General features: G+C 58.1%; 14 protein-coding genes and 1 tRNA gene. 6 read left to right on the top strand and 9 right to left on the bottom strand.

The annotated features are described in order from the left end of the window. Nucleotide 1: 1 nt before the first annotated feature. Nucleotides 2-490, top strand: coding sequence for a hypothetical protein (locus GOB81_RS05670; RefSeq protein ID WP_173569403.1), 489 nt, complete (start codon nt 2-4; stop codon nt 488-490). Nucleotides 491-495: 5 nt separating this feature from the next. Here GOB81_RS05670 and GOB81_RS05665 read toward each other — a convergent pair whose 3' ends face one another. Then, nucleotides 496-1,437 carry an N-formylglutamate amidohydrolase gene (locus GOB81_RS05665; RefSeq protein WP_173569402.1) on the bottom strand — a complete coding sequence of 314 codons (942 nt, stop codon included), beginning with the start codon at nt 1,435-1,437 and terminating at the stop codon, nt 496-498. 83 nt (nt 1,438-1,520) lie between these two features. Between GOB81_RS05665 and GOB81_RS05660 the strand changes: the two genes are divergently transcribed. Next, nucleotides 1,521-1,595 (top strand) — tRNA-Val (locus tag GOB81_RS05660). Between the two features lie 184 nt (nt 1,596-1,779). On the opposite strand, the gene GOB81_RS05655 is transcribed toward GOB81_RS05660, so the two are convergent. The 6 genes from GOB81_RS05655 to GOB81_RS05630 form a co-directional block, all read right to left on the bottom strand. Next, nucleotides 1,780-2,421 carry a LolA family protein gene (locus GOB81_RS05655; protein ID WP_173569401.1) on the bottom strand — a complete coding sequence of 214 codons (642 nt, stop codon included), beginning with the start codon at nt 2,419-2,421 and terminating at the stop codon, nt 1,780-1,782. Nucleotides 2,422-2,435: 14 nt separating this feature from the next. Next, nucleotides 2,436-3,854: an NAD(P)H-dependent flavin oxidoreductase gene (locus tag GOB81_RS05650; RefSeq protein WP_173569400.1), complete on the bottom strand. Its 1,419-nt coding sequence runs from the start codon at nt 3,852-3,854 to the stop codon at nt 2,436-2,438. Between the two features lie 140 nt (nt 3,855-3,994). Next, on the bottom strand, nt 3,995-6,142 hold the full coding sequence (gene pnp, locus GOB81_RS05645) for a polyribonucleotide nucleotidyltransferase (protein WP_173569399.1): 2,148 nt from the start codon (nt 6,140-6,142) through the stop codon (nt 3,995-3,997). A gap of 342 nt (nt 6,143-6,484) precedes the next feature. Next, nucleotides 6,485-6,754 (bottom strand): 30S ribosomal protein S15, encoded by a 270-nt coding sequence (gene rpsO, locus GOB81_RS05640; RefSeq protein WP_173569398.1) that lies wholly within the window; start codon nt 6,752-6,754, stop codon nt 6,485-6,487. A 15-nt stretch (nt 6,755-6,769) separates the two neighbouring features. Beyond that, nucleotides 6,770-7,693, bottom strand: a complete 924-nt coding sequence (gene truB / locus GOB81_RS05635; protein ID WP_173569397.1) for a tRNA pseudouridine(55) synthase TruB — start codon at nt 7,691-7,693, stop codon at nt 6,770-6,772. 98 nt (nt 7,694-7,791) lie between these two features. Then, complete coding sequence (locus tag GOB81_RS05630) at nt 7,792-9,012, bottom strand: lytic transglycosylase domain-containing protein (protein WP_242010076.1); 1,221 nt, start codon at nt 9,010-9,012, stop codon at nt 7,792-7,794. A 247-nt stretch (nt 9,013-9,259) separates the two neighbouring features. Here GOB81_RS05630 and GOB81_RS05625 point away from each other — a divergent pair, with 247 nt between their 5' ends. After that, nucleotides 9,260-9,586, top strand: coding sequence for a TIGR02300 family protein (locus GOB81_RS05625; RefSeq protein WP_173569396.1), 327 nt, complete (start codon nt 9,260-9,262; stop codon nt 9,584-9,586). A 187-nt stretch (nt 9,587-9,773) separates the two neighbouring features. Here GOB81_RS05625 and clpS read toward each other — a convergent pair whose 3' ends face one another. After that, on the bottom strand, nt 9,774-10,094 hold the full coding sequence (gene clpS, locus GOB81_RS05620) for an ATP-dependent Clp protease adapter ClpS (protein WP_173569395.1): 321 nt from the start codon (nt 10,092-10,094) through the stop codon (nt 9,774-9,776). Nucleotides 10,095-10,530: 436 nt separating this feature from the next. Here clpS and GOB81_RS05615 point away from each other — a divergent pair, with 436 nt between their 5' ends. Further along, nucleotides 10,531-11,613, top strand: a complete 1,083-nt coding sequence (locus tag GOB81_RS05615) for a D-alanyl-D-alanine carboxypeptidase family protein (protein ID WP_173569394.1) — start codon at nt 10,531-10,533, stop codon at nt 11,611-11,613. A gap of 37 nt (nt 11,614-11,650) precedes the next feature. Here the strand turns inward: GOB81_RS05615 and prmC are convergent, their stop codons facing one another. Next, entirely contained in the window at nt 11,651-12,508 is an 858-nt protein-coding gene (gene prmC, locus GOB81_RS05610) for a peptide chain release factor N(5)-glutamine methyltransferase (RefSeq protein ID WP_173569393.1), read from the bottom strand. A 94-nt stretch (nt 12,509-12,602) separates the two neighbouring features. On the opposite strand from prmC, the gene GOB81_RS05605 reads away from it, so the two are divergent. Together GOB81_RS05605 and GOB81_RS05600 are read left to right on the top strand one after the other, a co-directional pair. Continuing rightward, nucleotides 12,603-13,082, top strand: coding sequence for a hypothetical protein (locus GOB81_RS05605; RefSeq protein ID WP_242010075.1), 480 nt, complete (start codon nt 12,603-12,605; stop codon nt 13,080-13,082). A gap of 109 nt (nt 13,083-13,191) precedes the next feature. Then, entirely contained in the window at nt 13,192-13,425 is a 234-nt protein-coding gene (locus GOB81_RS05600) for a hypothetical protein (protein WP_173569392.1), read from the top strand. Nucleotides 13,426-13,462 lie beyond the last annotated feature (37 nt).

Raw genomic sequence — 13,462 nt, 5'->3', positions numbered from 1 at the left:
CGTGCTGACTATCAGTCTGCCTGCGCAGGCGGCTGCGTTCGATAGCAAGGACGTCTCGATTCTGGGCGAGACCTTGCACTTCGTCGTTCCGCCGCCGACGGGCAAGATCGGCATCGCGGTCGTCTACAATGAACAGATACCGGGCTCGCAAATGGAAGCTCAGGAAGTCGCCGCCATTTTCGGCGACACCAATGACTCCGTCTCGGGAGTCACGATGCACGCATTTGCCGTCAGCCTCGGCATGCTGGACAAGCAACAGTTCGTCGCTGTGATATCTGCCGAAGGTGCAGGCACGCCCCTGTTGAAAAGCATTATCAATTCCCATCACGCGGTTTGCGTGACGAACCATCTGGATCAGGTGGAGAGTGGTAACTGCCAGCTCTATGTAACGTCACAACCCAGCGTGGATATCCGCCTCAATCAGGATGCAACGGATGCCGCCGATGTGCATTTTGCCACGGCGTTCCGGATCATGGTCCATACCTTGTGACGTGATCAGCCTTTTTCCACTTCTTCAGCAACACAGCGCGCCATATCGGCAATCACACGATCGATTTTTTCAGCAAAACGTGGATTGAGGCCGCAGCCGCCACCAGCCCGGCGATTCATGTAAAGGGCGCGGTTCAGTTCAAGCTGCATGGTGCTCACGCGCTCTTCCGGTCGCCCGTAATAACTGGTGATGAAACCGCCGGCGAATGGGTGGTTTCGGGCTACGCGCATATTCTGCGCCAGCAGGCTCCGTGCCAGTGTCTGGACATAGTGAAGATTGCTCGACGTGCCGAAACGATCCCCGATCACGCAATCGGCCTTGGAACCATCCACGCCGGGAGGCATGGAATGCATGTCCAGAAGGACGCAGAAGCCATACTGCGCCTTCATTTCATCCACGATGCTCGTCAATGTCCCATGATAAGGGTGCCAGTACCGGCGTAGTCGCGCGGTCGTCTCAGCCATGGAAAGCTTCGCGGAGTAGAGCTGTCGCCCGCCGGACACCACCCCCGGCACGCTGCCGAGCCCGGCGCGTCCCCGGGCGGTTGGCATGAGTTCAGCCGCACCTGCATCCGCTATCAGTGAGGGATCCAGATCAAGCGAGGCCCGGTTGGGGTCGCACATGACACGCGGAAAGGTTGCGGACACCAGCGTCGCGCCATGCGACGGGGCGGAGGCGACAAGAGTGTCGACGTGAAAATCCTCCCCACTCCGCAGGACATCAAGAGGAAGGCGCACGCGGGCGAGAAATTCAGCCGTGTAATCGCGCCCTGAATGAGGGGAAGATACAATGAGGGGAATCGCGTTGGCTGTTGGACGGGCCACCAGCACGACCGGATTCCGATCGGTTTCAAGCGCCTCTGAATCATCATAAGTTCCGGAAATATCACGGAAAGATGGGGGTGACTGGTCCAGCATAGGGATCAGGATATCGGAAACGCGCGGCACATTCGAGCAAACTACACTAAATTGTTTTGAGCGGGGTTGCGTTATTCCAGAAGGCCTTGTAAAAGCCCGCTTACCGAACAGATGGGCGCATAGCTCAGCGGTAGAGCACTATCTTGACATGGTAGGGGTCACAGGTTCAATCCCTGTTGTGCCCACCATCTGTTCGGTTTTTCTCCCAAAATAAATCATTTCCAAGCAATCATCTATTGGAAATAGCCTATGCTTTTCCGAAAGCGGGCGAAGCAAAGCTTTTGCTTCTTACCAGCAAAAGCCACCCCAAATTTATCATTCAGATGAAAATGAACGCCGTATCAAACAGGCCGGGACATTGCTCCCGGAGCGTCAGTTTTCTTTCGGCAATGCAAACAGGTTATCGGACACGCTCACACCCTGAACAATATCGGACAGTGAGACGCGTGTCTGTCGGCCTTGCGCATCCACAACGAGCCAGCCACGCAATGCCAGGGGTTGCTCCGAAAGAAACATTACCAGCGTTCCCTCTCCCGGCGCGGCAGTGCGCACAGCGGAAATCTGAACCATGCCATTGTCATGGTGAAAATCCGTGACCGTCACATCCCCGGACAGAGAAACATGCTGACTGAGCAACAACCCTAAAGGTGTGCGGTCCAGAGGAATTTCAGTTGTCTGGTCGAGCTGTGTATCGCGGAAAACGACCTTGCCGTCATTGGCCACCAGAAGCAGCGGACTGGGCTTGTCATATTCAAACCGCATCCGCCCCGGTCGCGCCAGCCACACTGTTCCGGTCGTGCGCTGGCCGTCAGGCGCAGTCTGCTCGAATCGCCCTTTCATGGTGGTCGTGGCGTTCATCGCGTCCTGCACGCGAATGACCCAGCCACGATCAGCCGGAGAAAGCGCTGCCTGAGCGTGTGCCGCATGGATTCCCCACGACGAGGTCGTCAGCACCATGCTCCCTGCGAGCAGTAATCCCCGCAGGAAGGCAACGCCTTTCCGTCCAGTCAACATGATTATGTGGCCTCTCAACGTCCGGTCATGATCCGTTCGACCAGTTGCTTCACCGTGGGTACGAAGCCGTTCGAGTAGAACGGGTCCGTCGCAAAGCGCCAGGCGTTCGTGCCCCCGAACATCAGGTTATGGTCGGCAACAGTTTCCTGATCAGGACCCTCAGCATGGGAGATCGCCTGAAGCGTCTTCTGGATACAGAAGGAACGCGGATCAGCTTTCCGGCCATTGCTGTATTCCGGAGGACGCTGGCTCCAGTTGGAGAAGCGGCATTCTGACAGACACCCCATGCAGGCCACCTGATCCGAGAGAATTTCCCGGGCACGCTCTGGTGTCACGAAAATCAGCGTCGAATCAGGCGTCCGCATCGCTTCCGTGAAGCCCTCAGCTTCCCACACCTTGAGGTGCAGAAGATCGGCCTCGGCAACGAACACGGCACGCTTGCGGGCACCGATGCCATACTGAGCCACGAGTTCGCCCACAGGTTCGGTGGAAAACGCTACCTGCCGTTCGGAACGCTCTCTCAGCTCCTGCATGAAACTGTTATTCACAGCCGATGAGTAAAAACCTGTCGGCGAGAAGCGGTTGAGATAGACATCCCCCTTTTTCAGGGTCTGCAACCGGGCTTTCCATGCTTCCGGAATCGGGCTTTCCTGCGTCAGCAGCGGCCGGGTTCCGAACTGAAAAACAATGGGTCCCAGCTCCGGATTATCGAGCCAGTCCTGCCATTCTTCCAGCCACCATACGCCACCGGCCATGATGATGGGGGTGTCACCCAGCCCGAAGGTCTGCATCAGTTTGCGGAGTGCCGCCACACGGGGATAGGGATCTTCCGGCACAAGCGGGTTCTCGGTGTTGGACAGACCGTTATGGCCACCGGCGCGCCAAGGATCCTCATACACCACGCCGCCCAGCAAATCTGCCGTCCGACTGTAAGCCCGCTTCCACAATGCATTGAAAGCTCGGGCAGACGATACGATGGGATAATAATGAACGCCGAATTTGGTGGCGATGTCCGACAGACGGTACGGCATGCCTGCGCCGCATGTCACCCCGTGAATCAGCCCTTTCGCGCCTTCCATGACGCCTGCAATAACATCTTCCGCCCCACCCATTTCCCAGAGGATGTTGACGTGGATGCGCCCTTTTCCGCCAGCACGTTCATGAGCGATCTTCGCCTGCGCGATACCACCCTTGATGGCATAATCGATCAGTTCCTCGTGCCGTTCACGACGCGTGCGTCCCCTGTATATCTGGGGAACAACATGTCCGTTCTCGTCGTAACTGTCGGCATTCACGACCGAAATCGTGCCGACACCGCCCGCTGCGGCCCACGCGCCAGCGGACTCGCCAGTCGAGACAGAAACGCCCTTCCCGCCCTCGACCAGAGGCAGGACTTCAACGCCCCCCAACCTAACTGCGTTAATCGCCTTCATGCCTGTCCTGTCGTCATCCCTGTTGGTGCCGCTCGCATTGGCGTCTCTTAACCTGCCGGTGTTTAAGGCGCCATAGGCAAACGGGCGCCGCAGCCTGTCGCCGCGACGCCCGCCCGTTCAATCATCCCGAGAAAAGGACCTCAGTCCTCGCGGCGCGGAGCGCGAGCCGGCTTCTCACCCACGTCGGAAGTGATATCGGCACCGGTAGCCTGATCCACAACCCGCATGGACAGCTTTACCTTGCCGCGGTCATCAAAACCAATGACCTTCACCTTAACCGCATCGCCCTGCTTCACGACATCCGTGGTGCGGGCCACGCGGCCCTGCCCCAGTTCGGAAATGTGAACCAGACCGTCCTTTGCGCCAAGAAAGTTTACGAATGCGCCGAAATCTGCCGTTTTGACGACTTTACCGTCATAAATGCGACCGATTTCAGCCTCAGCGACAATGCCGTTGATGCGGGAAATGGCTTTCTCGGCCTGCTCCTCGGACGATGCGGCAATGGTGATGGTGCCATCGTCACCAATATCCACTTTCGCGCCGGAATATTCGACGATCTCACGGATAACCTTGCCACCGGTTCCGATCACGTCGCGGATCTTTTCCTTGGGCACGCTCATCGTGGTGATCTTCGGTGCCGTTGACGACACATCCGAACGACCTTCCGTCAGCGCCTTGGACATCTCGCCAAGAATGTGGAGACGACCGCCACGGGCCTGCTCCAGCGCGATTTCCATGATCTCCGGCGTGATGGACGTGATCTTGATGTCCATCTGCAAGGCTGTGATGCCCTGCTCGGTTCCGGCCACCTTGAAGTCCATGTCGCCGAGGTGATCCTCGTCGCCAAGAATGTCGGAGAGCACGGCATAGCCACGATCTTCCTTGATGAGGCCCATGGCGATACCGGCAACCGGACGCTTCAAGGGAACCCCGGCGTCCATCAGCGCGAGAGAAGAACCGCAGACCGTCGCCATGGAAGACGAACCGTTGCTCTCCGTGATCTCGGAAACCACACGCATGGTGTAGGGGAACTCGGCCTTCGTCGGCAGCAGCGGATGAATCGCGCGCCATGCCAGCTTGCCATGACCGATCTCACGACGACCCGGCGAGCCCGTACGACCACACTCACCAACCGAGAACGGAGGGAAGTTGTAATGCAGCAGGAAGTTGGTGCGATATTCGCCTTCGAGCGCATCGATGATCTGCTCGTCCTGACCGGTGCCCAGCGTGGCGATGACCAGCGCCTGCGTCTCACCACGGGTGAAGAGCGCGGAACCATGTGCACGCGGCAGGATACCGACCTCGGAAACGATCGGACGGACCGTTACCAGATCACGACCGTCAATACGCATGCCTGTATCAAGCACCGAACCACGAACGATATCGGCTTCAAGATCCTTGATCATCGGCTTGGCGGCGTCGGCATCCAGACCGGCATCCGTCAGCTTTTCGATGATGACCTTCTTGGCTGCGCCGACCTTCTCGTAACGAGCCTGCTTGGCCTTTTCCTTGTAGGCGGCGGTCAGCAACTTGCGACCCAGCGTATCGACCTTCTTGCGAAGAGCGATGGCTTCCTTGGTCGGGCCTGCCATTTCCCACGGCGCTTTGGCCGCATGCTCGGCCAGAGCGATGATTGCTTCGATGACCGGCTGGAATGCCGCATGACCGAAGTTCACCGCGCCCAGCATGACGGACTCGGAAAGCTCGCTGGCTTCCGATTCCACCATCAGCACGCCCTCGGATGTTCCGGCGAGGACGAGATCCAGAGCGGACTCCTTCACGTCGTCAACCGTCGGGTTCAGCACATACTCGCCGTTGCTGTAACCGACGCGGCAGGCGGCCACGGGGCCAAAGAACGGGATGCCGGACAGCGTCAGCGCTGCGGAAGCACCGATCAGCGCCGGAACAGCCGGATCGTTTTCCATGTCATGGCTCAGAACCGTCGTGATGACCTGAACCTCGTTGCGGAACCCTTCAGGGAACAGCGGACGGAGCGGGCGATCGATCAGACGCGAGTTGAGCGTTTCAGCCTCGGACGGACGGCCTTCACGCTTGAAGAACCCACCAGGGATCTTGCCAGCAGCGTAGGCTTTTTCCTGATAGTTGACCGTCAGCGGGAAGAAATCCTGCCCCGGCTTCACGGTCTTGGCACCGACGGCGGTGCAGAGAACAACCGTCTCGCCGTATGTCACGACAACCGCGCCGTCAGCCTGACGTGCGATCTTGCCGGTCTCCAGAATCAGCGGACGACCGCCCCACTCAATTTCTTTACGGAAATAATTGAACATTCTTATGTCGAACCTTTCGGGCCGACCCTTATCGCAATTCCGGAGAGGACCTGTCTAACAGCCCTTCTTGGCTTTTCCGGAAGTGGAGAGATCGGAGGCAGACAGCGTCTCGGACGGCATGGTGGCTGGCGAAGCACGCCAGAACGCCATGTGGCCTGAAACGCCGTGGCCTGGACCGAACCTCCGCGAGCGCGGACCGGCTCATGTTATTGCCCGGACCATCCGGACATAAAGAAACCCGAGGCTCCACAAAAGCGGAACCCCGGGCGAATCCTTACAGGATTATCGGCACAGGGAAAACAGCAGAGTGACCGGCAGCATTCCCTTTTGTCCGGACTGCAATCAGCGACGCAGACCCAGGCGACCGATCAGCGTCTCATAACGCGTCTGGCTCTTACGCTTCAGGTAGTCGAGCAGGCTACGACGGTTGCCGACCATCACCAGCAGACCACGACGCGAATGGAAATCCTTCGCGTGCGTCTTGAGATGCTCGGTCAGGTTGATGATACGCTCCGTAAGGATCGCAACCTGTACTTCCGGCGAACCCGTATCGGTCGGATTCGTGCGGTATTCTTCAATAAGCGCCGTACGGCGGTCTGCGGTGATCGACATCGTCGTCTCCAAAAGTCATAGCAAACGAACAGGCTTCAGCCACCCATCTTCAAGGCGACCCAAGCCCAGCACAGCCTCACCGTCCATCATGCGGACCACATCGTCCGGTCCCGTTTCCGGGATGCGTCCGATGAAATCCATCAGCCCAAGGGCTTGTCCATGCCGGATAAGGGCAGCTTCGTCAGGCATCAGGGCCAGCGCCGGGATGTCGGCCAGCGCGGTCGAGACCGGACGAAGAAGCTCCGGTGAAGCGGGGCTTTCTTCGGCGCTCGCGACGATTTTGTCCAGCGAAATTGCATCTGCTTCCGTGAAGGGACCGACCCGCAAACGACGCAACACGGCGATATGGCCCACTGTTCCGCACGCCAGCGCAACGTCGCGGGCCAGCGACCGCATATAGACGCCCTTGCCGGATTCCACCTCGAACACGGCATGATCGGCATCCGGACGATCGATCAGTTCAAAGCGGTCCACCCGCGCCGGACGCGGCGGCAATTCCGGAGGACGACCCTCGCGCGCCATGTCATAAGCCCGCTCACCGGCAATCTTCAGCGCCGAAAACACGGGAGGCACCTGCATGATGTCGCCAGTCAGATTGACTGTAGCCTGCCGCAACTGATCGTCAGACGGGCGCACATCCGACGTTGCCGTCACAGTGCCGTCGGCGTCATCGCTGTCGCGGGCCTCACCCATCTTCAGGGTAAAATGATACTTCTTGGTGCCGTCCATGATGTAGGGGACCGTCTTGGTCGCGGCGCCCAACGCAATCGGCAGCAGACCTGTCGCCAGCGGATCAAGAGTGCCCCCATGGCCGACTTTCTGGGCATTGAACGCCCGCTTGACGATACTGACCACAGCGGTGGACGTCATGCCTGTCGGCTTGTCGATCACGAGCCAGCCGTCCAGAGGCCGTCCCTTACGAACTCGGTTTCGCGCCATCCATCCCACTCCCGGTTGCCGGGCTGCTGGATCAATCTCCCGGAGAGGCGCGGGTCTAGCCGAGCCCTATGCGGATCGCAACGCCTGATGCACAGGCGTCAGGTCGATTGCGGCACCGCGAAGCAGGCAACGGAATGGCTATGGAGGATGCGGCAGGCGGTTGTCGCATCCTGCGCGGCGAACCCAACCAGACGCGCCCGGTAAAGGGCATTCGCGGCCGGAGAAGCCTTTGCAACGACCGGATTCACACCATTATTGCCGATGATCGCCTGCGCCTGCGCCAGCGCAATGCGCGCGTCGTTGCCGGAAGAGAATGCGCCCACCTGCACGGCCCAGCCTCCCCCCCGCGTCACCATGGGACGTGTCACGGCCGGCGTCGTATACACCGCAGGCATCACACGCGGCGCAACCCGGGTGGAAGAAGGTTCGACATAACTGGCCAGTTCATGCGGCAACCCCTCCTGAGGTGCGGAAGTTGCCGTAGAAACGGGAGCCGGAGCGGCAGACGCAACCTGAATGGCGGGCTGTGGAGGCGGCAAGGAAGTCGGAGCGGGATCAGCATGCGGCGTGTCCCGGTCAACCAGACAGTTGGATGGATCATACGCCGCATCAACATTTCGCAGGCAGCCATCCCCCGTTCTTGCCACCGGCCCACTGACAGGCGCCTGAGCCGTTGCATAGCCGGTTTCATAGGCAGGAACCAGAGCGACAGCCGTGCTCGCCTGCGCCACCATGATGGGCGCGCTTCCACCGACAGCACCCGGCACGGCATCATTCAGGTGAGGACTGATGGATGCCACATAGTTGACCGTCTCATCCGGCAGAGGGTCACCCGTCTGAAGATACTGCTCCAGACGACCGGGACCGGCGTTATAGGCCGCCAGAAAGCCGGGCGATCCGAACTTGCCATAAAGCTGATGGATATAGCCGGTGCCGGCCATGATATTGTCGTGGGGTTCGTAAGGATCGTTACCCAGCGAAAACTCCCCAGCCAGTTCAGACCACGTAGCAGGCATGAGCTGCATCAGGCCCATCGCCCCGGAACCGGATCGGGTCAGACGGCCGTGCTGATATTCCTGCCCACCCGACTCCTGATGAATGACGGCGCGAATCCAAGGCTCGGGAACCGAAAAGCGGCTGGAAGCCTCGCGGATGTAGGGTCCCCATGGATCGCTTGAGGGTCCGGGCGCCGTATAATCGCCACGCCCCCACTGCGACGGACTTCCGCCCGGCCGTGAACCGCCGCTGCTACATGCGGCCAGCCCCACCATGGCGCTCACCGCCAAAGACCGAAAGAACACCGTTCGCCCCCGGTTCATTACGTGCCCCCTGAAACCACACGAAACCGATCCAAGATTACACCGACGTATACCAACGGAAAATTAAGGCAAAAATGGGAACTTCCGCCGCAGAGCATCTGAAGGGCGATTCTTCTTTGCTTGGTTGACGGCGCTCATCTGAACTGGCATGTCGCCACCCCTTAGATTGGGTGCTGCCCTGATGGCCGCGCCATAATGCCGTCGGGGACTCGCGTCCCCTGCCACGAATACGATCGACAGGTTCAACATGGCCCAGCCCGAACTCGGTTCCAAACGCGTTTGCGTGTCGTGCGGTGCGCGCTTCTACGACCTCAACTCAGAACCGGCAGTTTGCCCGAAATGCGGTGCTGCACAGCCGGTTGAGGTTCCTCGTCTGAAGCGCACCAGCGACCACATTCCCGCCGCGCCCGTCAAAGCCCCCAAGCCGGTGGAAAGCGACATCGAAAGCACCGATGACGATGATGACGATGATGACGACGATGTCATGGAAGACACATCCGATCTGGACGATGATGCTGATGACATCAGCTCAGATATCGATGTCAGCTCCACCAAGGATGAGCACGACAGCTGATCTGTGATCTGACCAAAACAGGAAGCCGCCCTCTCCGGACAGGATGGGGCGGCTTCTGGTCAGTCAGCAGATTCAGTAAAAAAACGCAGGTTTCACTCGTGGAAGCCTGCGTCGTCGCATCTCAGGTAAGGCTCTCGCAATTACGCGCCGTGCTTACCTGCATCGTCATTTTCACATACAGACAGAGTCAGTCGCGCTCGATCGTGCATTGCAGAGGATGTTGATTCTGGCGCGCCAGATCCATCACGAGCGCAACCTTGCTCTCCGCCACTTCATAAGTGAAGACGCCGCAAACCCCGACGCCTTTCTTATGCACATGCAGCATGATGTTGGTCGCCTCGTCCCGGTTCTTGCTGAAGAACCGCTCAAGAACGTGCACGACGAATTCCATCGGCGTATAGTCATCATTCAACATGAGAACTTTGTACATCGACGGCTTTTTGGTCTTCGGAACCGTCCGGACCATTACGCCGATATCGGATGTGTTGTCTTCGGTATTCTCCGTCATCAACCCTACTTGGCTGCTCCCCGACGTGCCTGTTTATGCTTCGCGTCGAAGTTCAATCACCGCGACTGGCGTACCTCTCTGTAAACCCCGGCGGCCTGCATGCAAACAAAAATCGCGGAACAATACGGCCAGAGCACGTCCGCCCTGCAACCATTTCCATACTGCGATTGTGAGAGGGAGTGTTCCTCAGGCATATTAAAAAGAAGTTGTCGGAAGGGTGCCTTGATGATGCTGTTTTTTCGAAATATTAGCACTTTTACCCTAGACGATGGATTCGGCACTGCTAAGCTTTCGGTTCACTTCGTCTCCTGCCTGGAACATTGCGCGCTTCGCCATGAAAAATGATTCGCCCCATCCCATCCTGAGGACCGAAGCGACGCGGCTCACGTACAGCGATAAAAACGCTGACTCAGGCTCAAAAGCTGCCAGAAGATCCATGCCGTTTGCAGGTCTTTTGAAAAAAGGCATCACACTGTCCCTCGTCACGGCATCGCTGGCGGCCACGCATGCCGCGCAAGCCCAGTATGTCGGACGGATGAGCGCCTTTATTGAAGACGCACGCACAGGGACTGTGCTGGCACAGGTAAATCCCGATCTGCAGCGTTATCCGGCAAGCCTGACCAAGCTCATGACTCTCTACATGGCTTTCCAGGCACTTCGGGGTGGACAGATTTCTCTTGATCAGGCCGTTCCCGTGTCCGTCAGGGCCTCGACTCGCGAGCCTTCAAAACTGGGCCTTGTTCCCGGCGGTTATATCACGGTCGAGCAGGCCATTCTGGGCCTCGTCACGAAATCGGCCAACGATGCAGCCTGTGCGCTCGGTGAACTGATCGGCGGCGATGAAGACCACTTCGCCGCCATGATGACTGGACAGGCCCATGCACTCGGCATGACGGCTACGACCTTCCGCAATGCTTCCGGCCTGCCGGACCCGGATCAGGTTACGACAGCGCGGGATCTGGCAACTCTGGGACGTCGTCTCATTTCCGATTTCCCGGAAGATTATCATTATTTCTCGACATCGATGTTCTATTTCCATGGACGGGAAATCCCGAACCACAACCCCATGCTGCGTTTCTATCCGGGCGCAGATGGCATGAAGACCGGTTACACGGCGCAGGCGGGCCTCAATCTCGTGGCCTCAGCCCTCCGTGAAAATGTGCGGCTTGTGGGTGTGGTGATGGGAGCTTCATCCAATGCCGAACGCACGCGAGAAATGGCCGACCTGCTTGATCAGGGCTTTCAGGATGAAGGCGTGGCTCCCGTGGAGAGACGCTCCTTCGCGCCTCGTCCTCTGGTGCTGGCCCGAAATGAGACATCCCGGCGACGCATGATGCAGTTTCTGGCAGCCAATGGTCCCAGACACAGAACACCCCTTCAGGTCGCTGAAGCGCCGCGTGGACGTCTCAGAAAGCTGGGCATCATCCATTATGTGCTGGCAAAAGCTCCTGTCACGAAGCATGTGAAGGGAACGGCTGCACGTGCAGTCTTACATTCCAAGCATCGCTCAAAAACCTGACCAACAGCGTATCGGTGGAAACATCTGATATTCCCGGTCACTCCCGGGATAATACAATTGCGCGCGTAATCCCGCCCAGATCCGCGCACAACTCTACGACCTGAAGTCCTGCGACCCTCGCCAACTCCTTCAGGTCATCCCCCTGCCCTATGCCAAATTCCAGAATCGCCAGCCCATCTGGAGTAAGCAGGTTGGGCAAACACGGCAGAATGTCGCGATAAGCGGCCAGACCGTCCGCGCCACCATCCAAAGCCATCATCGGCTCGTAATCCGCAACATCTTTCATGAGGCCGCCGATATCGGCCTGGGGGATATAGGGCGGATTTGAAATCACCACATCAAAGCGTGCCGCAAGGGGGGCGGCCCACTGAGCCACGCAAAAAAGCGCCCTCTCCTCCAGATGGTTGAGGCGAGCGTTTTTCGCGGCCTGTCGAGCCGTGCTTTCCACGCGATCAATCCCGATCCCTCGCGCGGCTGGATATTCCGCCAGCGCCGCGAGCAGCAAGCATCCGCTTCCCGTCCCCAGATCGAGCACGGAAGACACTGTGCTACGGTCGGGGCGATGACGAATCAGAGCTTCCATCAGTGTCTCGGTGTCACCGCGTGGAATGAGCGTGTCCCGCGTCACCTCCAGATCAAGCGACCAAAAACCTTTACTTCCCCGGAGATAAGCCATCGGCTCACCTTTTCCGCGCCGTTGCACGAAGCCAAAAAACGGCATCGGGTCAGATATGGGTTCGTCCGGGTGGATCATCTGCCATGCAGTATCTTGGCCATAAGCCAGTTCAAACAGGAGGCGCGCTTCTTTCCGGGGCTGATCGATGCCATGCTCGGCAAGATATTCGGTTGCATCGGCAAGCATCGTCTTTACGCGACTGTCATTTTTGGCTGTCATGACGTATTGGTAGCGATGTGCGGAGGCATTGTCATTGCGTGATACGGCACCTTCTGACCGTCGTTCTGCCACCAATGACGAGAAGCGACAGACAATGAGCGCATCTACCTCCCTTCGACCGAAAATTGCTCGTGCAAGGCGGAACGTCAGCGCGGGCTTCGTTCTTATGGCAAGCCTCATATCTACGGCCCACGCAGCTCAATTCATTGTCGAGGATGGCAAGGCGCCAGAAGAAATTTCTGAAATCTCGCGTGTTTATATCGATGGAAAACTTGCGGCGACATTCGAACTGAACAGCCAGACACCTGAAAAACGCACCGTCATCAAAGTGCCTGATGACTCTGCCACTCATACTTATGCGTTATGTGGTGAAATTGTCATTCAAGCAGCGAGTGGAAAGCACGAAACTCATCTGGTCAGCAGCGAAGGCGCATTACACAACCCGGATGGTCATGTGTTTCAGGCGATGGGAGCCGCAAATTTCACTGATTTTTATCTGATTGATCCAGAATCGCCGGGTGCTGCGGACCACCAGCCAGGCCGTGCAGGCGCTTGCAGTGTACCGACAAGCTGAATGGTGTATCCCGATTTACGGCATAGGTTGAATTTTGTAAGGCGACCAGGGGTCTTTCACGGAACAGTCAGGCCCGACCTGCCCCACCCTCAGTTTCTGAAGTTTTGATATGACCGGAAAAAACCGTAGCGATTATAACTGGTCAGAGGACTGGACCGCTGAGTCGCCGGAAGATCAGGAAGCTGATGCTGCTGCCGATACCATCGAACAGAATGCGGGAATCGCAGAGCCCCCACAAAAAAACACCACGTTCATGCGCGCCGTTGTGTTTCCGGTTTTCATGGCTGCGATCATTCTGATTTTTGCATTTTGGGGAATGTCAGCATGGCTCGGGATAGTCTGAAGATCCTATTCTGATTTCCTGTTTGCATCTTTTCAAA

This window comes from Acetobacter conturbans (assembly GCF_011516755.1).
Classification (GTDB): Bacteria; Pseudomonadota; Alphaproteobacteria; order Acetobacterales; family Acetobacteraceae; genus Acetobacter; species Acetobacter conturbans.
Note: the sequence above shows the minus strand (reverse complement) of the source record. Positions and strands in the feature narration are given on the sequence as shown.